Raw genomic sequence first — 25030 nt, forward strand, 5'->3', positions numbered from 1 at the left:
CGCAGGTCAAGGAGGAGGCCGAAGGCCGGGGGACACGGAGCAAAACGCTCAGCCCGCCCGATCTCCTCCAAGCAAAAAGGAGAAAAGGGAAAGTACAGGATCGAGTAGGGTGAGGGGTTACCCCCTCAGCCCTCTCACACCACCGTACGTGCGGTTCCGCATACGGCGGTTCAAGTAGGACGCTGGAGGTGCTGGTGGGTTGCCACCAGCGAGACCAGCCCGAGTGATCGAGTAGGGTGAGGGGTTACCCCCTCAGCCCTCTCACACCACCGTACGTGCGGTTCCGCATACGGCGGTTCAAGTAGGACGCTGGAGGTGCTGGTGGGTTGCCACCAGCGAGACCAGCCCGAGTTGCGTGAAGTATTTCGTCGGGAGAGCTTGGCGCAGGTGTTTGGCACCGGCGTTCCACCATGGACCATGGCCATTGACGCTGGACTTCCATGCCCGCTGGGCATCGAGCCCGAGTGCGAGCATTTTGGATTCCCGCGTCTTTGTCCTTTTCCATTGCCTCCACATCAGGGCGCGTAGCCGTCTACGTACCCACATATCCAGTGCTTCGATGGGCTTGTGGCTCTGGGTCAGGCTGAAGTAGTTCATCCATCCCCGTAAAACCGGATTTAGCTTTTCGATGGTCTGGGGCAGTGGCCTGCCCCGTCCCTGTGCACAGTATGTGCGCACGGCGTGCATCAGGCGTTGCGTGCTTTCCTTGGCTATTCGGATTTTGCTGGCTCGTTGTGCTGTCACGCTGTATCCCAGAAACTTGCGTTTCCATGGCCGCTCAACCGCACTTTTGGTCTCGTTCACAGTGAGCTTGAGCCGGTTTGCAAGAAACCTCTTTATGCCCTCCATGATGCGTTGGCCCGCCCGCTGACTGCTCACGTAGATGTTGCAGTCATCCGCATACCTGCAAAACAGCAGCTTGCGTGCCTCTAGCTCCCGGTCTAAATCAGTCAACAGGATGTTGGACAGTAGTGGTGACAGGGGGCCGCCTTGCGGTGTACCCTCGTACCGTGGTGTCTCTACCCCGTTGGCCATCATCCCGGCCTCCAGAAACCTGCGTATCAGGCTCAGGACGGTTTTGTCCTGTACCTGGCGTGCCACCCGCGCCATCAGCACGTCGTGGTTGACACGGTCGAAGAATTTCTCCAGGTCCATGTCCACCACCCAGCGCTTGCCGCCACGGATGTACTCTGCCGCTTTGCTTACCGCCTGCTTCGCACTTTTCCCCGGTCTGAAGCCGTAGCTGCTTTGCGAGAAGGTAGGTTCAAACAGGGGTTGCATCGCCTGATGTAGCGCCTGCTGAATCAGCCTGTCCACCACCGTGGGCACTCCGAGCGTGCGTACCCCGCCTTGCGGCTTGGGTATGTCCACCCGACGTACCGCTTGGGGGCGGTAGGTTCCATCCAGTAACGACTTCTTTACTTGCGACCAGTTCACTTTGAGCCACGTCTTGAGGTCTTCACAGCGCATTCCGTCAATGCCGGGTGCGCCGCGATTCTTCATGACTCGGCTGTAAGCGAGCTGCATGTTGTCGCGATCCACGACTCGGCTCATGAGCCGGTCTCTCTCCGATTTCGGTTGCTCGACGTACGCCGTACCCACCTCAGCACCCACGTGCGCACTCCCCAGATTCCGTCCGGTTCCTTCGCTGTGGGCCCCTCTTGCGAGGGCTTCTGCTTCATCGATTGGCATCGAGTGACTTCGTTCCTACTCTCGTTTCCACTTGTTCGGGCCTTCGGTGCCGCCTCTTGTGGCTCATCACCTTGGGTTGCACCTACTATGCCCTCTGCTGACTTCTGAGCGAGCCTCCCGTCACCTTTCGATGGCCGGTAGCCCTTACGGGCACCACACTCAGATCTCTCCGGGTATTACGCACCCACTTTCACGCTTATGTCCGTCGGATCTACGCCACAGAGTTCCGTGCAAGTTTTGGGCTTCAGAGATTTCGGACTCCTTACCCCCCTGTGGCGCCTCATATCCGCTTCCTGTTCGTCGAACCAGCGCTTTGCCATCCGGCTTCCTTCAGACTCGCAGTCGCCCGCGAAGCCCTTGCCATTGGCTAACCCTTCCCCTTGCAGGGCGAGTAGAGGTCTTTCACCTCCTAGTGAGAGCGTCCTGCCGGACGCACCGAAAAANTATGCCCTCTGCTGACTTCTGAGCGAGCCTCCCGTCACCTTTCGATGGCCGGTAGCCCTTACGGGCACCACACTCAGATCTCTCCGGGTATTACGCACCCACTTTCACGCTTATGTCCGTCGGATCTACGCCACAGAGTTCCGTGCAAGTTTTGGGCTTCAGAGATTTCGGACTCCTTACCCCCCTGTGGCGCCTCATATCCGCTTCCTGTTCGTCGAACCAGCGCTTTGCCATCCGGCTTCCTTCAGACTCGCAGTCGCCCGCGAAGCCCTTGCCATTGGCTAACCCTTCCCCTTGCAGGGCGAGTAGAGGTCTTTCACCTCCTAGTGAGAGCGTCCTGCCGGACGCACCAAAAAAAAAAAAAAAAAAACCCCAGCACACGGCTGGGGTGGTAAGCCTTTTTTGCTGTCACACATCAAGGCCCCGCTCAGGGAGGAAAAGCGGGGGATAGCAAGCTACCCGGAGCGGAATTTAGCAATGTTGCCGGCGTGTGACAAGCGTTTTTTGGCAATATCCTTCCTATTCGCTGAGGTATTCAGCAAATTGACTAAACGGTCAGACCACTGGGCCGTACGGCTTTCGGGCACAATTTTGGGCATGACCCCTTACGCACCTTTCCCCGCCGGACGCCCGCGCCGCCTGCGCCGCGACACCTTCACCCGCAACCTGGTGCGTGAAAACGCCCTGACCGCCCATGACCTGATCTACCCGGTCTTTGTGGTGGACGGACAAGCACAGCGCGTGCCAATTACATCCATGCCCGGCGTGGAGCGGCTCAGCCTGGATTTGCTGCTGCCGGTGGCCGAGCAGTGCGTGAAGCTGGAAATCCCGGTCATGGCCTTGTTTCCGGTGGTCGACCAGTCCCTCAAAACCTACGACGGCGCCGAAGCCCTGAACCCTGACGGTCTGGTACCTCGTGTGGTGCGCGCCTTGAAAAAAGAATTCCCCGAGCTTGGAGTGATGACCGACGTGGCGCTGGACCCGTTTACCACGCACGGCCAGGACGGCATCCCCGACACCCGCCCCGAAGAAAACGGCTACATCCTGAACGAGGAAACCACCGCCCAGTTGGTGCAGCAGGCGCTGACCCAGGCCCGTGCCGGGGTGGACATCGTGGCGCCCAGTGACATGATGGACGGACGCATAGGCGCCATCCGCACCGCCCTGGAAGCCGAAAAGCTGGTGCACACCCGCATCATGGCCTACAGCGCCAAGTACGCATCGGCCTTCTACGGCCCCTTCCGTGATGCCGTAGGCTCCGCCGGCAACCTTGGCAAGGGCAACAAAAAGGTCTACCAGATGGACCCTGCCAATACCGACGAAGCACTGCGCGAAGTGGCGATGGACATTGCAGAAGGCGCTGACATGGTGATGGTCAAACCCGGCATGCCTTACCTGGACGTGGTGCGCCGCGTGAAAGACGAGTTCAAGGTGCCTACCTTTGCCTACCAGGTGAGCGGCGAATACGCCATGCTCAAAGCCGCCGCCCAGAATGGTTGGCTGGACCATGACGCGGTGATGATGGAGAGCCTGCTGGCCTTCAAACGCGCTGGGGCAGACGGCATCCTGACCTACTTCGCCCTTGACGCAGCTCTTGCCCTGAAAGCCTGACGCTATCAAATCAGGAGCTGCCCGCGCACATTCCACGAGCGGTAGCAGCACTTTTTATCTACAAGGCACGCCATGCGCATCTTTCACATCGAGCCGGGGCACATCCGCGAAAGCGCCGACCTGGAAGCCCTGTCCGCGCAAGGTCTGGAGCAGCAGGGCTATGTGTGGATCGCCTGTGGACGCCCGGAGTTTGAGGCAGAGCAGATGCGCGTGCAGGCCGCATTGCAAGCCCTGTGCGGCGTGCAGTTGGTGGATCTGCACATCTCCGACCTGATCAACAAGCAGCTGCCCTCGCACTACGACTACACCTCGCAGTACGACGTGCTGGTGTTCCGCCGCCTGGCGGCGAGTTCCACGGCAAAACCAGGTGCAGCGCCGGTTACCGGTGCACCCGCCGGTCGCCTGAGTGGGCCACCTATTCTGCGGCGCATAGATACCAGCCCCGTGGGTTTTGCCGTGTTTGACCGCGTGTTGCTCACAGTGCACCCCGACGACTGCACGGTGCGCGACACCTACGCCGACAAGCTGCTGCAAACCGCTAGCGCTGAATCCCGTGCCGCGGGTGCACGCTTGCCCACCAGCCCTGCAGACCTGATGCTGCGCATCGTGAACTCCATGGTGGACGGCTACCTCGCCCTGCGGCGCGAACTGACCCAGCAGCTGGACCATTGGCAGAGTGAGTTGCTCAGTCCGCGTGCACGCTTTACCAACTGGAGCGCCTTGCTCGAAGCGCGCATGGCACTGCATCAACTGGACGACGTGTGCGAGGAGCAGCGCTCCAGCATTCAGGACTGGATTGAGGCCATCAAAACCTGGCCGGAACCGGAAAGCCCCCTGGAAGCCCGCGAACGGGAACTGCTGCAAGTGCGAAGCCGGGATGTGCTTGAACACATAGAGCGCGTGGTGCACCACGTGCGCCGGCTGGAGCAGAGCGTGGAAACCGCGGTGCAAATGCACTTCAGCGTGCAAGGCAGCCGCACCAACGACATCATGCGCACCTTGACGGTGCTCACCGCCATTTTTTTGCCGTTGAACCTGATGGCCGGCATTTTCGGGATGAACTTCGACTTCATCCCGTTGCTGCACCAGCAAAGCGGCTTCTGGTGGACCTTGGGCGCCATGGGCCTGACAGCGGCCGGGCTGGCGCTCGTCTTCTGGCGCAAACGCTACCTCGCCCGTACCACCCGTTAACGCGAGTGGGTTCTGCCCTGCCCTTCTCCGCTCAGCCTACGTGCTGTTGCAAAAATGCCAGCGTCCGCTGGCGGGCCAAGGCCGCAGCCTCAGCGTTGTAGGCGGCGCGGTGGTCGCAGTTAAAGCCGTGCTGGGCCGGATAGATCTGCACCTCCACACCGGGCTGGGCCTTGGCAAACGCATGCACCGTGTCAATGGGAATGGCATGGTCCTGCTCACCGAAATGGGCCAGCACCGGGCAAGCGGGCACGCGAGCTGCTTCGACCGGTGTGGTCATGCCGCCGCCGTAGTAAGGCACCGCAGCAGCCAAGCCCTTCACCTGCTCGGCCGCACGCCAGCTAAGCCAACCGCCCCAGCAGTAACCCATCACCGCCACTTTGCCGGCACGGGCTGCGTAGTCGACCGCGGCCTGCACGTCCTGCATCACGCCGGGAGACGGCAAAGCCTCCACCTGCGCTTTCAAGGCGGCGCCGGCGGCAATGTCGTCTTTGGTGTAGCCCAGCTCCACACCTGCCTGCACGCGCTGAAAGGTAGCAGGCGCCACCACCAGATATCCGTCCGCCGCGAAGCCATCCACCACCGCGCGGATATGGGCATTCACCCCGAAGATTTCCTGCAACACCACGAGCCCGCCCTTGGGCGCCCCCACCGGAGTAGCAAGGTAAGCGGGAATGGAAGTGCCGTCGGCGGCGGTGAGGGTGATGGTGCTGCCCATGGGGGTGTCCTGAATACGAGACATCAATTTACTGGGCCTGAAAACCGCTGGCCTTGATCATCTTGGCCCAGACGTCGGTATACGCCTGTTCGCGCTTGGCGAGCTGCTGCTGGTTCATAAAGCCCACGGTCAGGCCCATGGAGGTGAGGTGCTGTTTGACATCCGGTTGTGCAATGACCTTGGCCAAGGCATCCGACAACTTGTCCAGTGTGGCCTTTGGAGTGCCGGCCGGCGCAAACAGGCCGTAGTACGGCATGTCTTCCAGACCGGCCAGGCCCAGCTCACTGAAGGTCGGCACATCTGGCAGGATGGCCTGGCGGCTACCGCCCAGCACGGCCACGATGCGGATCTTGCCGGCCTTGTGGTTCTCGATGAAGTCCGGCACGGAACCCACACCCGCTGCGATCTGGTTGCCCAGCATGTCGGCCATCATGGGGGCGCTGCCACGGTAGGGGGCCGCCACCAGGTCCAGCTTGTATTTCTCGCCCAGCACCTTCACCAGGAATTCCGGTGTCGAGGCCGGTGCAGGCACGCCCAGCGTGCCTTTGCCGCCTTGGGTGCGCACCCAGGCCATGTATTCGGCGGTGGTCTTGGCAGGCGTACCCCCGGAGACAGCCAGCGCATTCACAAAAGTAGCGAACCCGGCTACGGGCACAAAGTCCTTGGCAGGCTCAAACCCGGGGTTTTTGACCACCTGCGGCAGGATGGAGATGGTGTGGTCGTGGCTCAGGAAAAGGGTGTTGCCGTCCGGTGCTGCGGCCTTGAGCGCTTGGGCGGCAATCTGGCCGCCGGCTCCGGCTTTGTTCTCCACCACCACGGCGACGCCCAGCTGGTCTTTGAGTTTGTCGGCCAGGGTGCGGGCAATCGCGTCGGTACCGCCGCCTGCCGGAAAACCCACCAGGATGCGCACCGGCCCGGTTTGGGCATGGACTGCGCCGGCACACGCAAGCGCCATCAATGCCGCCGCTGCAGCGCTCGAAGAAGTGCGAACGCTGTGGGAAAAGGCGCTGCACGCACCTGCCATTGCCTGAGTCAACCAAGTTGTCATAAAGCTCTCCGAATTCATGAGGGATGCCGCACCGTGCGGCCACAACTTGCAAGCGTAAGCCAAAACCGGGCCACACCGGTACCATGGGCGCATGCAACCCATTGTTCTCATTACCGGCGGTTCCCGCGGCATTGGCGCGGCCACCGCCTTGGCTGCTGCAGAGGCCGGCTACGCCGTCGCTGTGAATTACGCGAGCAACTCCCTCGCTGCCGATGAGGTGGTCAGGCACATCCGCCAGCAAGGCGGCAATGCCATAACCGTGCAGGCGGATGTGGCTGATGAAGCCCAAGTACTGGCCATGTTTGCCAAAGTGGACGCCAAGCTTGGCCGCATCAGCGCGCTGGTGAACAGTGCGGGCGTGGTGGACCAGGCCTGCCGGGTCGCCGACATGCGCCTGGAGCGCCTGCGCCGCATGCTGGACACGAACGTGCTGGGCAGCATGCTGTGCGCCCGCGAGGCGGTGCGCCGCATGAGCACCCGTTACGGCGGAGAAGGTGGCAGCATCGTCAATCTCTCCAGCGTTGCGGCTACGCTGGGCTCGCCCGGGCAGTATGTGGACTACGCCGCCAGCAAGGGGGCGATTGACAGCTTCACCGTGGGCTTGGCGCGTGAAGTGGCGGGTGAAGGGGTGCGGGTGAATGCGGTACGCCCTGGCATTATCGACACCGACATCCACGCCTCCGGCGGGCAGCCGGACCGCGCCCAGCGCTTGGCGCCTCAGGTGCCCATGCAGCGCCCCGGCCGTGCCGAAGAGGTGGCAGCCAGCATCCTCTGGCTGATGAGCCCGCAGGCCAGCTACACCACCGGCGCGCTGATCGACGTGGCAGGCGGGCGCTAAAGCCTGCGTCGCCTCAAGGGCGCGGGGCGGGCTCTGCCGGCAGGCCGAACAAGCCCGCCGCATTGCCCCATGCCACTTGGCGCGCCACCACCGGGGGCAAGTCCCCCAACCAGCTGCGGTACTCCTGCATCAAAGCCTCGTAGTACTGCCAGCGCTGGTTGACCCAGGTGTCTGAACCGATCACAAAGCGGTCCGGAAAGTCCAGCAACAGAGATCGCCACTCGGGGCACAGCACCGGAGCTCCCCCGGCAGAGCAGGTCAGCCCCGGCCGGTAAGACAGCTCGCCCATCAAGCCCGGGTATTGGCGCAACAGCGCACGCACCCGCTCAACCGGCACTCCACCTATGCCGGTGTGGGCCCAAACAAGCCGGCTGCGGGCACCGGCCGAAGGCGTGGCACGCAGCAAGCCGTCAATGGCGACGTCGTCCACATGCGCCAGCACCACCAGCCCCTCGCGCTCGGCGCGGGCCATGAGCTGCGCCGCCACTGGGCCGGCAGCATTGGCGCTGTCGTACAGATGGAATTCACCCAGCCCCCGGTAGGGCCCGGCTGCGGTGCCACGGCGGAGTTCGGTATCCACCATGGTGGCAATGCTCGGGTCGCGGAACCAGTTGTCGTAATCCGCCCGGTCGCGGTACAGGCGCACCAGGGGCACCACCGTGACGCCAGCAGCGCGAGTCTGGGCGCCGGCGTCTGCCAGCGTGCGGGTGCCGTCATTCGGGCGGGAGTTGGCCAGCACGGCACGCACGCCACTGCGTTGCATGCGGCCCAGCACGTCGTCCACAGGATGCGCCTGCTGGGCCTCCACGTTGTAGTGCAAGTGCGCATCAAAAATGGGCCCGGCATAGTCTGCCGCGTAAGCAGCTGGCGCGGCCCAACAGCCCGCGACTGCCAGCCATGTCCAAACCCGCTGTGTCATGGTGTTTGCTCCAGTGAGAGTTTCAAGCTGCTTTGTAGCGGTTTTTACGGAGGCACGCACTGCCAAGGTGCATTACTATGCGCGCTCTGCCGCACCGGCAGCCTCAACCGGACCCTGCTATGGATCTCAAACCTCTGGTGACCTTGCTGGCCATCGTGAACCCCTTGGCCATCGTGCCGTTTTTCATCCACTACACCCAGGGCTTTTCCGGCGCGCAGCGGCGCAACACCATCTGGGTGTCCTCCTTCAGCGCTTTTGTGGTGATTGCGGTCAGCGCCCTGCTGGGCCTGCAGATTCTGGAATTCTTCGGCATCTCGCTGGCCAGCTTCCAGGTGGGCGGCGGCATGCTGCTGCTGACCAGTGCGCTCAACATGCTGAACGCCCAACCCGCCGAAGCCAAGACCAGCACCCATGAATTGCAGGACGGCGCGGAGAAAGCCGCCATGGGCGCCAGCATTGCCGTGGTGCCCCTGACCATTCCTTTGCTGACCGGCCCGGCCACCATGTCCACCGTGGTGATTTATGCCGACAAGGCCAAAACCTTTTTCCAGCTCAGCACCCTGGTGGGCTATGGCGTGGTGGTGGCCTTGGCCACCGCCTTGTGCTTTTCATTGGCGCAGCCGATTGCGCGCGTGCTGGGCAAGACCGGCATCAATGTGATGACCCGCTTGATGGGCCTGATCCTTGCAGCCCTCGCGGTGGAAGTGATGAGCGACGGCCTGACCAAACTGTTCCCGGTGCTGAGCGGGCACTAAACCCGTCCGCCCACACTCAGTCGCCGGCGATGCCGTTGCGGCTCAGGAAGTCGCCCACCAGCTCCAGACGCAACAGCGGGTTGTCCAATTGCATCAGCCCCTGGCGCAGTGGTGGCGGGAGCTGCAGCAGCTCACACCAGCGGTTGGCCACCCAGGCGCAGTCGTCAAACCGGTAGGGCGGCTGCACCGGTAGTTGGGCGGCATCCGTGCGCTGCTGCAGATTGTCCAGCAAGGACTCAAGCGCCTGCGCCACCACTTTCAAGTCGTCGGGGACCGGCATCACTCTGTCCGGTTGCAAGCCTTGCACATCAGCAACCCACAAACCGTGTTTGAGCCGCTCGCGGCGGATGATGCGAAAGCGCTCTCCGGCTGTGCAACGCACCAGCATCAACCCGGCCTGCGGGGCCGAAAACTCGGTCACGGTGGCCAGGGTGCCTATGTCGACAAAGTCCTCTTGGGCAAACCCCTCGCCAGCCGGCTCTGCCCGGCGCACTTCGTCACCCTGAAGCAATGAGACCACACCGAAAGGCGCACCGGTTTTGTGGCAGCGACCGATCAGGTCAAGGTAGCGGACTTCAAAAATCTGCAGCTGCAGGCTCCCGCCCGGAAACAGCACCGTGTTCAGCGGAAACAGCGGCAGGGACTGCAGGGTCAGCAACTCGGGCATACAGCGGCCCGGTGCTCAGAGTTTGGCCGGCAAAGCGGCCTGGGTTTGCTGCACCCACTGGTCCAGCTGCTCTACGGCCAGGGCCGCTGCTGCGGCCAAGGCACGCACGCCACCCGCGGCATCAGGGCTTGCGGACGGGCTCTTCACCAGCACCACACGCTGGGCGACCAGCGCCTCGCCTCCGGGGGCCGACTGGGAGAGCGTTGCGCGCAAGCGCAGCAGGCCGCTGCTGGCTTGGGGGGAGTCAAAAATCTGGCTGAACTCTTCTAGCTCCAAGCGCAGAACCAAGGCGCCCGCCGGGGACTGGACACCTTCATTGGCATTCAACACGGCGCGCTGCGCGCTCAAGGCGGCACGCAGTTGCTGGCGCAGCAATTGGGCCGGCGGCATGCTCCAGCGGGCCTGGGCATACGGCTGCAGCACGTGGGCATCGCTGTAATTCAGCCGGTACAGCACCGAGGTGTTGTCCAGTGCTTGCGGCGCTTGCACCTCTGCCAGCACCAGGGGCGGCAGCGGTGCCATGCGGTTGGCGGGCGCCAGCGCTAAGGCGCCGGGACCGAAGTCATAGACGAGCGCCGTGCCGGGGCGCGGCGCGGCACACCCCGCAAGCACACCTGCCAACATCAAGCCAAACAAGGCCTTGGCGCCCGTGGAATATGCGCGAGCTGCTCCTGATTTCATAGCAAATCCAACATTGGTGATTCCATATGCACGGGGGCGCGAGGGTCATTGAAGCTCATGGGGCAGTCGCCGCAGCAGGTGGTGCCACGAAGCCCCGTTCACCGGGGCCCGGCGCCGTGCTGCTGCGCCCCCACAGCACGCTTTGCGGATTGTCGCCCAGCGTTTCTGCTGCGCGGCCCACCTGGCGCACGGTGCGGCCCGTGTCTTCCACTGTGCGGTTCAAGCGTGGCAGCAACTGGCTCTGCACCTGCCGGCTGGTGGTGGCCAGCGCCTCGGTGCTTTGTGCAATTTTGTCCAAGGTGCCGCCCGGCTCATTCAGACGGCGGTTGGTCCGCCGGAACTCGTCGGCAGAGTTGCGCACCGCTTCTGCGCTGGTGCTTAAACGCTCAGCTGTGGATTGCATGCTTTTCAAGGTGACGTCGGCCTGCTGCACCATACGGGGCAGGTTCACCGCGTCCGGGGCACCCTCGGCACCCAAAACAGCACCGGCACGCTGCGTCAAAGCACTGATATTGGCGGCCGCCTGGCTCAGGTTGCCGATGGCCCCCATGAGCTGCTTCTGGTTGTCGGTGGCCAACAAGCTGTTCATGCGGATGCTGGCTTGCTCCAGTTGGGTGAGCAGGTTTCCACCTTGCTCTGACAGGCGGGACACCATGCTGGGCCGCATGGGGATGCGGGGCACCGCATCGCCTTGCGCCACCAAGGCCGCGCTGCCCTCTTCCTTGTCATCCAACTGGATAAACGCCAGGCCGGTCACGCCCTGAAAGCCCAATGCCGCAAAGGTGCTTTGGGTGATGGGTGCCGTCTCATTGACGGCAATGCGCAGGAGCACATTGCCGCGTTGCACCGGGTCCAGCGCGATCTCGGTCACCCGGCCCACCAGCACGCCTTTGTAGCGGACAGCTGCCTGAGGCTGAAGGCCAGTCACCCCTTCGGGACTGGAGATTTCGAACACGCGTTGCTCGGTGGTGTCGCGGGTCAGCCAGACAGCCAGTGCTGTCATCAACGCCAACAGCACCAAAACGAAGGCGCCGGCAGCAAAAGCGTGGGATTTGTTTTCCATACGTCGTTCTATCTAACCTGCATTGGCAGCGGAATGCAAGAGCACTTGCGCACGGTGACCCCGACCGCCGCGGAAAAAGTCCTGCACAAAGGGGTGGTCAAACGCCACCACCACATCGGGTGCGGCATCCACCACCACATGCTTGTCGGCCACCACTGCAATGCGGGTGCTCAACTCAAAGATGGTATCGAGGTCGTGTGTCACCATGACCATGGTCAATCCCAACTCTTGATGCAGGCTTTTCAGCAGCGCGCAAAAGCCATCCGCACTGTCCGGGTCCAGACCTGCCGTGGGTTCGTCCAACAAAATCAAGGGCGGGTCCATGGCCAAGGCGCGGGCCAAAGCCACCCGCTTGATCATGCCGCCAGACAGGTCCGCCGGCATTTTGTGGGCGTGTTTGGCATCCAGCCCCACCATCTGCAGCTTGACCATGGCCACATCGCGCACCAGCGCAGGTGGCAAGGTGCCCAGCTCACGCAGAGGGAAAGCAATGTTTTCCAATACAGTAAAGGCAGAGAACAAAGCCCCATGCTGGAACAACATGCCCACCCGGCTGGACGCACCGGCCCGGCCCAGCTCAGCAGCCGGACGGCCTTGCACCGTGACCGTGCCCCGCGCGGGCGTCTCCAGCCCCAGCATCTGGCGCAGCAACACCGTTTTGCCACCGCCTGAGCCACCCACGATGGACAACATTTCACCGGGGGCTACCGTGAGATCCAGGTCCTGGTGAATGACCGTAGACACGCCCGCCGTCTTGAACACCGACCAGAGCTTTTCAATCCGGACCATGGGCTCCAATGCGTCGCTCATAGGCCCACCGATTTGAAAATCACCGCAAACAGCGCGTCCACCAGAATCACCATGGTGATGGAACTCACCACCGAAGCCGTGGTGCCCTCGCCCAGGCTCTGGGTGTCGGGCTTGACACGCAAACCGTGGTGACAGGCCAGCAGGGAAATCAACACCCCGAACACACAGGACTTGACCAGGGACAGCCAGAGGTTGGAAATTTCCACCGTCTTGGGCAAGGCGGTAAAGAAATAAGCCGGGGTGAGTCCCATGGACAAGTCAGAAGCCAGCATGCCACCCAACAGGGCCGCCATCGTGGTCCAGACCGCCACCAGAGGCATGGCAATGGCCATTGCCAACGTACGGGGCATGACGAGGCGGAAACCCTTGGGTATGCCCATGACGCGCATGGCGTCCAGCTCTTCCGTCACCCGCATGACGCCGATCTGCGCAGTAATGGCGGAACCCGATCGCCCCGCCACCAGAATGGCAGCCAGCACCGGACCCAACTCGCGGATCAGCGACATGCCCAGAATATTGACGATGAAGCTGTCGGCCCCGTATTGGCGCAGCTGCTTGGACATCAGATAGGCCAGCACCACACCGATCAAAAAGCCCACCAGGGCGGTGATGGGCAGGGCGGTGGCCCCTATGCGGTACAAGTGCCCCGACACATCGCGCCATGGCCCTTGAAGGGGGTGTCGCATCAGCTGCAGCACATCCAGCATCAACTGCCCGATCAGGCGCACCATGCCACCGAGGTGACTCTCTACGCGGGCCAGCTTGCGCCCGAGCGAAACCAACAGGGCATGCCAGTCCAGACGCTCAACGGGTGGGGTCGGTACCGTGAATTTGGCGACCCGGTCCAACAGCGCCTTTTGCAGCGGCTCGGCCTGGAGCTTGGCCGGCCATTGGCGGCCCCACGCATTCCACAGCACCTGGGCACCGGTGTGATCGATCCGCTGGGCCTCACGCAGGTCCCATGCTACTGCGCTCCCCCCATGACCCGGCACGCCGTGGAGTGCCTTCTCCAGGGGCTGCCAGACGTGCTTCGCAGAGAGCGCATCGGCCGTCCAGCGGCCACGCAGGATCACCCGGGGACCCTCGGGGTCTTGGGCGAGCTGAAGTCCGGGCTGGGTATCCTCCACGAGGCTGCAATAGAGAGTGGCTAAGGTGCGCATGGTACCTGCTCACCATGGCAGTCAGGAAACCACGCAAAATACCGGCAGGAGACCGACAGAACATGCAAGAACAAGACCCCATTTCCGACGAGCTGGCCATTGAGCAACGCGCAGGCGTGTTGTGGCTCACCATCCAGCGCGAAGAGCGCCGCAACGCCATGAGCCATGGCGTCATTGCCGGAATGGCACAAGCCATACGCGCAGCCCAGCAGCAGCGGGATATTCGAGCCATCGTCATTACCGGCGCAGGACCCAAGGCCTTTTGCTCGGGGGCCGATTTGCAAGCCTCCAAAGTGTTCACAGGGAACTTCTCTGAACCCCACGCCCACTTGGCGCAGCTCCTGCGCGCAGCGCGGGCCAGCCACATTCCCCTGATTGCACGGGTCAACGGCTTTTGCCTGGCCGGTGGCATGGGCCTGCTGTCCATGTGTGACATGGCGGTGGCGTCCACGCATGCGACCTTCGGGTTACCGGAGGTCAAGGTCGGAGTGTTTCCGGCACAGGTGCTGACGGTGCTGCAGCACCTGATTCCACGCCGGGTATTGACCGAGATGTGCATTACCGGTGAGCCCATCACCAGCGCACAAGCCCTGACATATGGGCTGGTCAACCATGTGGCGGATGATGTGGACGAGAAGCTGCAATGGCTGCTGGACCGCTTGCTGGACAAGTCGCCGGCCGCCATCCGCCGCGGGCTTTACACCATGAAGTCCGTAGAGACCATGACGTTTGAAGAGTCCATGGCCTTTACGGAAAGCCAGATTGCGCTTTTCACGCTGACCGAAGACGCTCAGGAGGGCCAGAAAGCCTTTCAGGAAAAGCGCAAACCCGTTTGGACGGGTCAATGATCACCATGACTGACGCCCCTTCCCTGTTGAATATCGTCGGTGCCGTGCTCTTTGGCATAGCGCTGGTGCACACCTTCTGTGCCAAATTTTTTGAATCGCTCGCGCACCGCCATCCCGCCCATGCAGGTCTTTTGCATTTGCTGGGGGAAGTCGAAGTGGTGTTCGGCTTCTGGGCGTTCGTGCTGGTGGCAGCCATGGCCTTGATAGCGGGAAGCAAAGAAGCCATTGATTACGCCGAGTCGCGCCAGTACACCGAGCCGCTGTTTGTATGCGTGGTCATGGTGGTGGCTGCATCCCAGCCGGTGTTGGAAGCGGTGCGCTCCCTGTTGGCCGGCATCAGCTACTTAGTACCTTTGCCTGCGCCGCTGGTACTGGCATGGCTGGGCTTGGCAGTGGTGCCGCTGCTGGGCTCGCTGATTACTGAGCCCGCAGCCATGACCTTGGCAGCCCTGATGCTGGCACCCCAGATCTTCCGGCCGGACATGCCGGAGCGCCTCAAGTACGCCGCTTTGGGCGTGTTGTTTGTGAACATTTCCATTGGGGGCACATTGACCTCCTACGCCGCGCCACCCGTGCTGATGGTCGCATCTACCTGGAACTGGGACACGGCTTTCATGGCCAGCCAGTTCGGCTGGAAAGCGGCATTGGCTGTGTTGATCAACGCCAGTGCGATGGCCTGGGTTTTGCGCAAGCACTTGCCAGCTGCCATTGACGCAAATGCGGCAGCCACCCAAGAAGCAGTACCTTGGCTGGTCAGTCTGGTGCATCTGGCATTTCTGGCTGGCGTCGTCGTGCTGGCCCACCACCCTGTGCTGTTCCTGGGCCTGTTCCTGTTCTTCCTTGGCTACACCCAGGCCTATGCCCGTTTCCAGAGTCCGCTGATCCTCAAAGAGGGCCTGCTGGTCGGCTTCTTTCTTGCCGGTCTCGTCGTTCTCGGCGGCATGCAGCAGTGGTGGCTGCAGCCCATCGTGTCCAGCCTGGCACCCACCGAACTTTTCTTCGGCGCTCTGGTACTGACTGCGGTCACGGACAACGCCGCGCTCACCTACCTGGGCTCGCTGATTCAAGGTATTTCGCCGGCTGCGCAGTACATGCTGGTGGCCGGTGCAGTGGCTGGTGGCGGCCTCACCGTCATCGCGAATGCGCCCAACCCGGCCGGCGTGGCCTTGCTGCGTCAAGGCTTTGAAGACCAATCGATAGGCGCGGGCGGCTTGCTGCTCGGTGCCTTGCTCCCCACCGCAGTAGCTGCGGCCTGCTTCCTGATGCTATGAACAACGACACCACTTTCGACTACATCATCATCGGCGCAGGTACGGCAGGCTGCCTGCTCGCAAACCGGTTGAGTGCCAATGCATCCAAGCGGGTGCTCTTGATCGAGGCCGGGCGCAAAGATGATTACCACTGGATTCACATCCCGGTGGGCTACCTCTACTGCATCGGCAACCCGCGCACCGACTGGCTGTTCCAGACTGCGGCTGAAGCCGGACTGAACGGGCGCTGCCTGCGCTACCCCCGCGGCAAAACACTGGGCGGCTGCAGCAGCATCAACGGCATGATTTACATGCGCGGCCAGGCCCGCGACTACGACCGCTGGGCCCAGCTCACCGGCGACGCCAGCTGGACTTGGGACAACAGCTTGCCTTACTTCAAGCTCCATGAAGACCACTACAAGGGCGCCAACGCACTGCATGGTGCCAAAGGAACGGCCTCTCCGTTGATCCAGCACAACAGCACCGATTACGGCAAGGTGCTGCGCCACCACCAGGCGGGCGGCGAATGGCGGGTAGAAAAACAGCGCCTGCGTTGGGACGTCCTGGACGCATTTGCACAAGCCGCCACAGAGGCCGGTGTACCTGCCACCGACGACTTCAACCGCGGCAGCAATGAAGGCGTGGGTTACTTCGAGGTGAACCAGCGTGCAGGCTGGCGCTGGAACACCGCCAAGGCTTTCTTGCGCCCCATGTGCTACGCCCGGCCCAACTTCGAGCTATGGACGAGTGCCCAAGTCGCCAAGCTGGTCTTGGAGCAGAACAGCGGTAGCGGACCTATGGATGCGCCGCTGCGCTGCACGGGCGTGCAGGTCTGGAGCGGCAGCGAAATGGTGACGGCTACTGCCCGCAATGAGGTCTTGCTGTGCGCCGGCGCTGTCGGCTCCCCGCAGATCCTGCAACTCTCTGGCATCGGCCCGGGGGCACTCTTGCAGGAGCATGGCGTCCCGGTCGTACAGGACACACCCGGCGTGGGCGCCAATCTGCAGGATCACCTGCAAATTCGCGCCGTCTTCAAGGTCAAAAACACCACGACCCTCAACACCCAGGCCAACAGCCTGTGGGGCAAAGCCAGGATCGGGTTGGAATATGCACTCAAGCGCAGCGGCCCCATGAGCATGGCGCCCAGCCAGCTCGGCGCCTTTACTCGCAGCAGCCCGGACCAGGCTTATCCCAACATCCAGTACCACGTGCAACCCTTGAGCCTGGAAGCATTCGGTGAGCCCCTGCACAGCTTCAACGCGTTTACCGCGAGCGTGTGCAACCTGAACCCCACCAGCCGTGGGGCCGTCAGCATCCAGTCCAACGACTTCCGGAGTGCCCCGAAAATTGCGCCGAACTACCTGAGCACCGACGAAGACCGCAAAGTGGCCGCAGACTCTCTGCGCATCACGCGTCGCATCGTCGCGCAACCGGCACTGCAAAAATACCAACCGGAAGAATACAAACCGGGTGTGCAGTTCCAGACGGATGCCGAGCTGGCCCAACTGGCAGGGGATATTGCCACCACTATCTTCCACCCGGTGGGCACTACCAAGATGGGAAGGGTCGAAGGCCCGGACCACGACCCCATGGCTGTGGTGGACAGCCGCCTCAAAGTGCGGGGCGTGGCCGGCTTGCGAGTGGTCGATGCGGGTGTGATGCCCCTCATTACCAGCGGCAACACCAATTCACCCACTTTGATGATTGCCGAGAAGGCCGCGCAATGGATTGCCGAGGATGCCGAGCTGCGCCAATGAAGGGTTTGTCCTGATGCCGGACCGCAGGAAGGGCGGATACAGTTTGTGCCAACGCTGAACCGAACAGCAACTGCGAGGCCCACAAGGCCGGACTTGAAACGACGCCGAGGAGACGGCTAAGAACACAACCAATAATTCTGCACATAACGATGCAGCTTCACAAAAGCACCGGCACCCCCGGTGCTTTTTTATTTTCAGAGACAAATGCGTGACTAGCGCCCACCAGATATGCGCAATATGCTCCTGAAATCATAGCGGAAAGCTCCGACACGCGGATGCGACAATCCTTGCATGGAATTGCTCATCGCCTCGCTCGCCTCCGGACTTGCCGGATTTATTGATTCGATTGTGGGCGGGGGTGGTTTGATCCTGACACCGGCCTTGTTTGCCTTGTTTCCCACAGCCCATCCGGCGACCCTGTTTGGTACCAATAAGGGGGCCGCGGTAGCGGGCACGGCTTTTGCCGCCGTGCGCTACAACCGTCAGGTGAGTCTGCCCTGGCGCGCCTTGTTGCCCGCAACGCTGGTGTGCTTTGCAGCTGCACTTTCGGGCGCGTGGCTGGTGACCCAGATCTCGCCCCAGTACCTGCGCAAGGCGCTGCCCTTCATTCTTGTCCTGGTACTGGGTTACACCTTGGCGAAAAAAGAACTGGGCCGCCACCACCTGCCACAGTTCAGCGGCCGCAAGGAAGTGTTCATGGCATGTGCCATCGGGGGCGGCATCGGCTTTTACGACGGATTTTTCGGCCCCGGCACCGGCAGCTTTTTCGTGTTCCTGTTAGTCCGGGTGCTGGGTTATGACTTCTTGCATGCCTCCGCCGGCGCCAAACTGCTCAACACCGCCTCCAACTCAGCGGCACTTGTGCTGTTTACCTTGACCGGGCACGTGTGGTGGCACTACGTGGTCGTTATGGCCCTGGCCAATGTCATCGGCAGCCTGGCAGGTACCCACTTGGCACTGAAGCACGGTACGGGGTTTGTACGCTCGGTGTTCATCGCCGTCGTCTCGGCGCTGATTCTCAAGACCGCTTACGACGCGTTTTTACGTGGCATGTAAGGCGCGTTAGCGCGGAGGTGGCCACGGTAGCTCGGCGGCTACGCGGGGCTTGCCGATGGGCGCGGTGGCTTTGCCCTGGCTCACCGCCGCCAAGTCTTCTTCGCTGGGGTACTGGCCGAGCAGCCAATAGTCGAAAGTGCGTCGGGCAATCGGGGCCGCAGCAGCAGCGCCAAAGCCTGCGTTTTCGACAATCACCGCGAGGGCGATTTTGGGGTCCTCAGCAGGCGCAAAGGCCACGTACAAGGAATGATCGCGCTGGTGCTCTTCCATGGTGGAAGCGTTGTATTTCTGGTTTTTGGCCAGACTCACTGCCTGCGCCGTACCGGTTTTGCCACCGCTCACATAACCTGCACCCGCGAACACACGCGTGCCGGTACCACCCTGTGTCACACCAACCATGGCATCTTTGACCACCTTGAGGTTTTCCGGCTTGAAGGCGAGGTCAATGGGAGGCTCTGGCGCCACAGGTGTGCGCACCCGGGTCGTGGCGTCCTGCGTTGCAGTGACGAGTTGAGGTTTGTGCTTGACGCCGTTGTTTGCCAGGGTAGACACCGCCTGGGCAATCTGCAGCATGGTGAAGCTGTTGTAGCCCTGACCGATACCCAATGAAATCGTTTCGCCGGCGTACCATTTTTGCTGCTCGGGGCGCTTGTAGTATTTGCGCTTCCAGGCTTGGCTGGGTAACACACCGCGCACTTCCCCATTGATGTCAATGCCGGTGATCTGGCCGAAACCCAGAGGCGCCATGAAGTCGTGCATGGTGTCTACGCCCAACTCATTGGCCAGCGAGTAGAAATAAACGTTGCTCGACTCCACAATGGCACGACGCATGTCCATGATGCCGCCGCGTTCGTTTTCCGGGCTGCCGAAGCGGTTGCCACCGAACATGTAGAAGCCCGGGTCATTGATCAGGGTCTGTGGTGTGCGGGTACCGGTTTCCAAGGCCGCCATGGCCATAAAGGGCTTGTAGGTCGAACCCGGCGGATACGTGCCGCGCAAGGCGCGATTGAGCAAAGGCTTGTCGATGGACTCGTTGAGCATCTGCCAGTTTTCCTGGTCAATGCCTTCCACGAACAGGTTGGAATCGAACGTGGGCTTGCTCACAAAGGCCAACACTTCCCCAGTCTTGGGGTCCAAGGCCACCAAGGCGCCGCGACGGGTGCCGAACATGTCCTCGATCAACTTCTGCAACTTGATGTCGATGGACAGCACCACAACATTGCCGGGGGTGGAGGGGTTGCTGGCCAGTTTGCGTACTGCGCGGCCACCTGCAGAGGTTTCAATGCGCTCCACCCCGGTAATGCCATGAAGCACAGACTCAAAGCTTTGCTCTACCCCTAGCTTGCCGATGTATTCGGTGCCGCGGTAGTTGGCTTGATCTTCACTGTCGTCGATCTTCTCTTTCTCAGCACGGTTGATGCGGCCGATGTACCCGATCACATGGCTCGCGAGGTCGCCATACGGGTAGTTTCGGAACAGCCGGGCCTTGATCTCCACACCGGGAAAACGGAATCGCTGGGCGGCAAAACGCGCTACTTCCGTGTCCGTCAATCGGGTACGGATCGGCAGGGATTCAAAGCTCTTGGACTCTTCCATCAGCTTTTTGAACCGCCGGCGGTCGCGGGGCGTGATATCCACCACCTTGGAAAGCTCGTCCAAGGTTTCCTCCACGCCTCCGCTTTTGGAGGGAGTGATTTCTAGTGTGTATGCAGAGTAATTGGTGGCCAGCACGATGCCGTTACGGTCCACGATCAGGCCCCGGTTGGGCACGATGGGGACAATGGAGGTACGGTTACTTTCCGCCTGGGCGCGCAAGTCATCGTGCCGGAAAATCTGCAGATACACCAAGCGGGCAAACAACAGAAAGAAGCACACCAGCACCAGCACGCTGACCACGAACACCCGGGTCCGGAAGCGCGCCAGATCCGCCTGGACGTTGCGTAACTCGGTCATGCAGCCTGCGCCTTACAAAGGGCGGTTTTCATCGGGGTCCGGAGCACGACGCTGAGGCGCCAAGAGCACCACGCTGGCCACAGGCCACAGGGCGGCCTCCAATACCGGCGCCAACAGCAATGACCAGCCGGGGAAAGCACCTCCGCCGGACATGCGCAACAGCAACTCCAAAGCGTGCGCAGCCACAAACAAAGGCAATACCTGCGCAGCTTGAGAAGGCACGGTAAACCACAACAAACGGCGATGCACCGTGATCGCCAAAAAGCTGAGCACGGTGTAGGACATGGCATGTTGACCGAGCAATGCGCCCTGGTGCACGTCCATCAGCAAACCGAAAAAGAACGCTGCAACGATGCCGATGCGCAAGGGTTGGTGGACCGTCCAGAACACCAACACGAGGGCGAGCATGTCCGGCGTCCACGCGGCACGCCCCCACAAGCCCATGTTCAACAACATGTTCAGCAAGAGCGCTGCCAGCAAACTGCTCCAGATGAACAGAGGCCTGGCCGGCAGCAACAATTGTTGACCCGGACGCATGATCATGGTCGCGCCCCCCGTGATTTGGCAGCAGGCATCGGCGCTTCTGGCGCGGGACGCGCAGGCACCTTGTCTCCCAGAGGGTCCAACACGATCACGTGTTCAGCACCCGATACCAGACCGAGCGGGACACAGTAAATGCGGGCGAACACGGCATCCACTTTGCGCTCCACTTTCTCCACACGGGCTACCGGCAAGCCCGGGGGGTACACACCGTCCACACCACTGGTCGTCAACAGGTCGCCTACGGCAACGTCTGCATTGGCCGCCATGTAGCGCAGCTCCAAAGCATCGGCATGGGTCGATGTGTCGCCAAAGGCGACGCCCCGCGCACCCGTGCGCACGTTCAGTACAGGGATGGCATGGTCGCGGTCAGTGATCAGGGTCACTTCGCTCACGAGGGGATACACATTGGTAATTTGTCCGATCACACCGGCTTCGTCCAGCACCGGAGAACCCACCACCATCCGGTGCATCAAGCCCTTATCAATGATCACTTTGCGGGTGTAAGGGTCTGCAGCTTCGTAGATCACCTGTGCAGCACGGAAGTCGGTAGTCAGACGTTGTGACAGGTCCAGTAATTTGCGCAAGCGTTGGTTTTCCAACTCCAGTTGCTCAACCTGGTTGGCCCGCTGCGACTGGACGCTGAGTTTGCGGCGTGCTTCCTCTTGGGCGGTCTCTGCGGTGGCGAGCGTGGAAAAATAGTTACCCATGCGCCCCGCCAACTCCACGGGTTGCAATGCCAGCCACTGCACCGGATACAGCACGGCGGCCAATGCAACACGCAAAGGTTGCATGACCTTGAAACGCGCGTCGGCCACCATCAAAAGCAGTGCCAAGGCACTACAGACGGCCAGCTTGGACAGGGCCGAAGGGCCCTGGCGGAAGAAGGGGGGAGGATCTCTGTCCAGCGTACCGAGTGGCATCGCTGCGTCCGGCGTTCAGTAACTCGAAGCGTTTATTCGCTGGTGAAAATGGAGCCCAAACGTTCCATCTGCTCCAGTGCAATGCCGCAACCGCGCACCACGCAGGTCAGCGGGTCTTCAGCGACCAACACCGGCAAACCGGTTTCTTCGGCCAGCAAACGGTCCAGGTCGCGCAACAAGGCGCCACCGCCCGTCAGCATCATGCCACGGTCGGCAATGTCGGCACCCAATTCAGGCGGGGTTTGTTCCAAGGCGTTCTTGACGGCGGACACGATGTTGTTCAACGGGTCCGTCAGTGCTTCCAGGATTTCGTTGGAAGAGATGGTGAAGCTGCGTGGCACACCTTCAGACAGGTTGCGACCGCGGACTTCCATTTCCTTGACTTCAGAGCCGGGGAATGCAGAACCGATTTGCTTCTTGATGGCCTCTGCAGTGGGCTCACCGATCAGCATTCCGTAGTTACGGCGAATGTAGTTGATGATGGCTTCGTCAAACTTGTCGCCGCCAACACGGACCGAGCCCTTGTAGACCATGCCGCCCAGGGAGATCACGCCCACTTCGGTGGTACCGCCGCCGATGTCCACCACCATGGAGCCACTGGCTTCAGCCACTGGCAAACCGGCACCGATGGCTGCTGCCATGGGCTCTTCAATCAGGTAGACGTCGCTGGCGCCTGCGCCGAGCGCGGATTCACGGATAGCCCGACGTTCCACTTGGGTGGAGCCGCAAGGCACGCAAATGATGATACGGGGGCTGGGCTTGAACACGCCGCGGGGGTGCACCATCTTGATGAACTGCTTGAGCATCTGCTCAGTCACCGTGAAGTCGGCAATCACGCCGTCTTTCATCGGGCGGATCGCTTCGATGTTGCCGGGCACTTTGCCCAACATGGCCTTGGCTTCGCGGCCTACGGCCTGGATGGTTTTCTTGCCTTGGGGGCCGCCTTCGTGGCGGATGGCGACGACGGAGGGTTCGTCAAGAACGATGCCCTTGTCACGCACAAAAATCAGGGTGTTGGCGGTACCGAGGTCAATCGCCAGGTCAGTAGAAAAATACTGACGGAAAGCTCCAAACATTACATATCCTCTCAGGCACACAGCACGCTTCGGCGCTGCATCACCGGTTTTAACAATTTGAAATCGTAAGCTTGACGTCAAAGTCCGGGGTTTTCCGGTCTCTCGGCCAAAGGCAGGATAATAACCCATCGCCTGTGAATAACTCTCAGGGGAAACCGTGGTTTCACACGAATTACCCTTGGTTTCAACTCTTCTACACCCATGTCACTGACATCTTCCGACATCGCCCGCATTGCCAACTTGGCGCGCCTTGAATTGCAGCCCGTTGAAAGTGAGCGCATGCTCACACAATTGAATGGTTTTTTTGGGATTGTCGAGGCCATGCGGGCTGTGGACACCACGGGTGTTCAACCCTTGGCACACCCGGTAGCCGCCATCCAGGACATCACCTTGCGCTTGCGAGATGACGCAATCTCCGAGCCCGACAACCGTGAAGCCAACCAGCGCAGTGCCCCCGCCGTCGAGCGCGGCCTGTTCCTGGTCCCCAAGGTCATTGAGTAAAGCCACGTAAAGTTATGACGACTCCTCTCTCCACCCGCGCGCCGCACGACCTGAGTGTTCAAGAACTGGTGCAAGCGATTGCGGACAAACAAGTTTCGGCCACTGAATTGGCTCAGCATTTTCTAGACCGCAGCAAAGCACACGCCAACCTTGCGGCATTCGTAGACCTCAACGCAGAAGCCACACTTGCACAGGCGAAAGCCGCCGACGCACGCATTGCCGCCGGAACCGCTGGTGCGCTGGAAGGCCTGCCATTGGCCCACAAAGACATCTTTGTGACCCGCGACTTCGCCACTACCGCCGGCTCCCGCATGCTCAAGGGCTACCGTTCGCCGTTTGATGCCACCGTGGTGAGCAAGCTGGCAGAAGCAGGTGCAATAACCCTGGGCAAAGTGAACTGCGACGAGTTCGCAATGGGCTCGAGCAACGAAAACACGGCGGTTGCGGCAGTGGGCAGCGACACCGTCGCACCGGTACTCAATCCGTGGGACACCACCCGGATTCCGGGCGGATCCTCCGGCGGCAGCGCGGCCGTGGTCGCAGCCCGCCTGGCACCCGCTGCGACAGGCACCGACACTGGCGGTTCCATCCGCCAACCGGCCGCGTTTTGCGGCATCACCGGCATCAAACCCACCTACGGCCGTGCTTCCCGCTACGGCATGGTGGCATTTGCCTCGAGTCTGGATCAAGCTGGTCCCATGGCCCGCAGTGCCGAAGACTGCGCCTTGCTGTTGTCCGCGATGTGCGGCCCGGACCCGGACCGTGACTCCACTTCTCTGGACGCGCCCGCGGAGAACTTCACTCGCAAGCTGAACGACAGCATCGAAGGCCTGCGCATAGGCGTACCGAAAGAGTTTTTCGGGGACGGTTTGTCCGACGATGTGCGAAGCGCAGTGGATGCCGCGCTCAAACAGTACGAACAACTCGGCGCCAAGCTGGTGCCCATTGCTCTGCCACGCACCGAATTGTCCATCCCGGTGTACTACATCATTGCGCCCGCAGAAGCGTCCAGCAACCTGAGCCGCTTTGACGGTGTGAAGTTCGGCCACCGCGCCAAGAACTACGGCGACTTGGCCGACATGTACAAAAAGACCCGCGCCGAAGGCTTTGGCGACGAGGTGAAACGCCGCATCATGATCGGCACCTATGTGCTGAGCCATGGTTATTACGACGCCTATTACCTGCAGGCGCAAAAGATCCGCCGCATGATCGCGGACGATTTCCAGAACGCGTTCAAGGAATGCGACGTGATCGCCGGGCCCGTGGCACCTACCGTGGCATGGAAGATCGGTGAAAAATCGGATGATCCTGTCGCCAACTACCTGGCCGACATCTTCACCCTGTCCGGCTCACTGGCCGGACTGCCAGGCATGAGCATCCCCGTCGGCTTTGCCAAGTCTGAAGCGGACAAGGGTCTGCCCATCGGGATGCAGTTGTTGGGCAATTACCTCGACGAAGCGCGCCTGCTTAACGCAGCCCACCGTTTCCAACAAGCCACCGATTACCACCTGGCCAAGCCCGCAGGATTCTGA

The 25030-nt window shown here is 61.6% G+C and carries 23 protein-coding genes; 10 read left to right on the forward strand and 13 right to left on the reverse strand.

Annotation, left to right across the window (positions count from 1 at the left end; all coding sequences use genetic code 11):
* Positions 1 to 297 precede the first annotated feature (297 nt).
* Entirely contained in the window at positions 298 to 1554 is a 1257-nt protein-coding gene (ltrA, locus tag AEP_RS11455; RefSeq protein ID WP_335583050.1) for a group II intron reverse transcriptase/maturase, read from the reverse strand.
* A 1179-nt stretch (positions 1555 to 2733) separates the two neighbouring features.
* Between ltrA and hemB the strand changes: the two genes are divergently transcribed.
* Positions 2734 to 3747 carry a porphobilinogen synthase gene (gene hemB / locus AEP_RS11460; protein WP_087497296.1) on the forward strand — a complete coding sequence of 338 codons (1014 nt, stop codon included), beginning with the start codon at positions 2734 to 2736 and terminating at the stop codon, positions 3745 to 3747.
* 72 nt (positions 3748 to 3819) lie between these two features.
* Positions 3820 to 4938, forward strand: a complete 1119-nt coding sequence (locus AEP_RS11465) for a magnesium transporter CorA family protein (protein ID WP_087495500.1) — start codon at positions 3820 to 3822, stop codon at positions 4936 to 4938.
* Positions 4939 to 4969: 31 nt separating this feature from the next.
* On the opposite strand, the gene AEP_RS11470 is transcribed toward AEP_RS11465, so the two are convergent.
* Together AEP_RS11470 and AEP_RS11475 are read right to left on the reverse strand one after the other, a co-directional pair.
* Positions 4970 to 5653 carry a dienelactone hydrolase family protein gene (locus AEP_RS11470; protein WP_087495501.1) on the reverse strand — a complete coding sequence of 228 codons (684 nt, stop codon included), beginning with the start codon at positions 5651 to 5653 and terminating at the stop codon, positions 4970 to 4972.
* Between the two features lie 28 nt (positions 5654 to 5681).
* On the reverse strand, positions 5682 to 6701 hold the full coding sequence (locus AEP_RS11475) for a Bug family tripartite tricarboxylate transporter substrate binding protein (protein WP_442873331.1): 1020 nt from the start codon (positions 6699 to 6701) through the stop codon (positions 5682 to 5684).
* 91 nt (positions 6702 to 6792) lie between these two features.
* On the opposite strand from AEP_RS11475, the gene AEP_RS11480 reads away from it, so the two are divergent.
* A complete protein-coding gene (locus AEP_RS11480; protein WP_087495503.1) occupies positions 6793 to 7539 on the forward strand; it encodes an SDR family oxidoreductase in 747 nt (248 codons plus the stop codon).
* Positions 7540 to 7552: 13 nt separating this feature from the next.
* Here AEP_RS11480 and AEP_RS11485 read toward each other — a convergent pair whose 3' ends face one another.
* Positions 7553 to 8458: an amidohydrolase family protein gene (locus AEP_RS11485; protein ID WP_087495504.1), complete on the reverse strand. Its 906-nt coding sequence runs from the start codon at positions 8456 to 8458 to the stop codon at positions 7553 to 7555.
* 119 nt (positions 8459 to 8577) lie between these two features.
* On the opposite strand from AEP_RS11485, the gene AEP_RS11490 reads away from it, so the two are divergent.
* Complete coding sequence (locus AEP_RS11490) at positions 8578 to 9213, forward strand: MarC family protein (protein WP_087495505.1); 636 nt, start codon at positions 8578 to 8580, stop codon at positions 9211 to 9213.
* 16 nt (positions 9214 to 9229) lie between these two features.
* Here the strand turns inward: AEP_RS11490 and AEP_RS11495 are convergent, their stop codons facing one another.
* Genes AEP_RS11495 through AEP_RS11515 form a run of 5 tightly spaced genes read right to left on the reverse strand, consistent with a single transcriptional unit; the run spans position 9230 to position 13594 of the window.
* A complete protein-coding gene (locus AEP_RS11495) occupies positions 9230 to 9880 on the reverse strand; it encodes an LON peptidase substrate-binding domain-containing protein (protein ID WP_087495506.1) in 651 nt (216 codons plus the stop codon).
* Between the two features lie 15 nt (positions 9881 to 9895).
* Entirely contained in the window at positions 9896 to 10561 is a 666-nt protein-coding gene (locus AEP_RS11500; protein WP_087495507.1) for an ABC-type transport auxiliary lipoprotein family protein, read from the reverse strand.
* A 55-nt stretch (positions 10562 to 10616) separates the two neighbouring features.
* A complete protein-coding gene (locus AEP_RS11505; RefSeq protein WP_087495508.1) occupies positions 10617 to 11624 on the reverse strand; it encodes an MlaD family protein in 1008 nt (335 codons plus the stop codon).
* Between the two features lie 12 nt (positions 11625 to 11636).
* Positions 11637 to 12434: an ABC transporter ATP-binding protein gene (locus AEP_RS11510; RefSeq protein ID WP_087495509.1), complete on the reverse strand. Its 798-nt coding sequence runs from the start codon at positions 12432 to 12434 to the stop codon at positions 11637 to 11639.
* Complete coding sequence (locus tag AEP_RS11515) at positions 12431 to 13594, reverse strand: MlaE family ABC transporter permease (protein WP_087495510.1); 1164 nt, start codon at positions 13592 to 13594, stop codon at positions 12431 to 12433. The genes AEP_RS11510 and AEP_RS11515 overlap by 4 nt, the downstream gene beginning before the upstream one ends.
* Before the next feature lie 62 nt (positions 13595 to 13656).
* On the opposite strand from AEP_RS11515, the gene AEP_RS11520 reads away from it, so the two are divergent.
* The 4 genes from AEP_RS11520 to AEP_RS11535 all read left to right on the forward strand — a co-directional run bounded on the left by AEP_RS11520 (position 13657) and on the right by AEP_RS11535 (position 18505).
* Positions 13657 to 14442 (forward strand): enoyl-CoA hydratase/isomerase family protein, encoded by a 786-nt coding sequence (locus tag AEP_RS11520; RefSeq protein ID WP_087495511.1) that lies wholly within the window; start codon positions 13657 to 13659, stop codon positions 14440 to 14442.
* A complete protein-coding gene (locus AEP_RS11525; protein ID WP_442873332.1) occupies positions 14439 to 15713 on the forward strand; it encodes a putative Na+/H+ antiporter in 1275 nt (424 codons plus the stop codon). The genes AEP_RS11520 and AEP_RS11525 overlap by 4 nt, the downstream gene beginning before the upstream one ends.
* On the forward strand, positions 15710 to 17449 hold the full coding sequence (locus AEP_RS11530) for a GMC family oxidoreductase (RefSeq protein WP_087495512.1): 1740 nt from the start codon (positions 15710 to 15712) through the stop codon (positions 17447 to 17449). Before AEP_RS11525 ends, AEP_RS11530 begins: the two co-directional genes overlap by 4 nt.
* A gap of 291 nt (positions 17450 to 17740) precedes the next feature.
* Complete coding sequence (locus tag AEP_RS11535; RefSeq protein WP_087495513.1) at positions 17741 to 18505, forward strand: sulfite exporter TauE/SafE family protein; 765 nt, start codon at positions 17741 to 17743, stop codon at positions 18503 to 18505.
* A 6-nt stretch (positions 18506 to 18511) separates the two neighbouring features.
* Here the strand turns inward: AEP_RS11535 and mrdA are convergent, their stop codons facing one another.
* Genes mrdA through AEP_RS11555 form a run of 4 tightly spaced genes read right to left on the reverse strand, consistent with a single transcriptional unit; the run spans position 18512 to position 22997 of the window.
* Positions 18512 to 20458, reverse strand: a complete 1947-nt coding sequence (gene mrdA, locus AEP_RS11540; RefSeq protein ID WP_087495514.1) for a penicillin-binding protein 2 — start codon at positions 20456 to 20458, stop codon at positions 18512 to 18514.
* Positions 20459 to 20470: 12 nt separating this feature from the next.
* Entirely contained in the window at positions 20471 to 21001 is a 531-nt protein-coding gene (gene mreD, locus AEP_RS11545; protein WP_087495515.1) for a rod shape-determining protein MreD, read from the reverse strand.
* The gene (mreC, locus tag AEP_RS11550; protein WP_087495516.1) at positions 20998 to 21921 is read right to left on the reverse strand and encodes a rod shape-determining protein MreC; all 924 of its coding nucleotides are present in this window, start codon (positions 21919 to 21921) and stop codon (positions 20998 to 21000) included. The genes mreD and mreC overlap by 4 nt, the downstream gene beginning before the upstream one ends.
* Before the next feature lie 32 nt (positions 21922 to 21953).
* Complete coding sequence (locus tag AEP_RS11555) at positions 21954 to 22997, reverse strand: rod shape-determining protein (protein ID WP_087495517.1); 1044 nt, start codon at positions 22995 to 22997, stop codon at positions 21954 to 21956.
* Between the two features lie 201 nt (positions 22998 to 23198).
* Between AEP_RS11555 and gatC the strand changes: the two genes are divergently transcribed.
* Complete coding sequence (gene gatC, locus AEP_RS11560) at positions 23199 to 23498, forward strand: Asp-tRNA(Asn)/Glu-tRNA(Gln) amidotransferase subunit GatC (RefSeq protein ID WP_087495518.1); 300 nt, start codon at positions 23199 to 23201, stop codon at positions 23496 to 23498.
* A gap of 14 nt (positions 23499 to 23512) precedes the next feature.
* Complete coding sequence (gatA, locus tag AEP_RS11565; protein ID WP_087495519.1) at positions 23513 to 25030, forward strand: Asp-tRNA(Asn)/Glu-tRNA(Gln) amidotransferase subunit GatA; 1518 nt, start codon at positions 23513 to 23515, stop codon at positions 25028 to 25030.

The sequence above is a fragment of the Curvibacter sp. AEP1-3 genome, assembly GCF_002163715.1.
Lineage (GTDB): Bacteria > Pseudomonadota > Gammaproteobacteria > Burkholderiales > Burkholderiaceae_C > Allorhodoferax.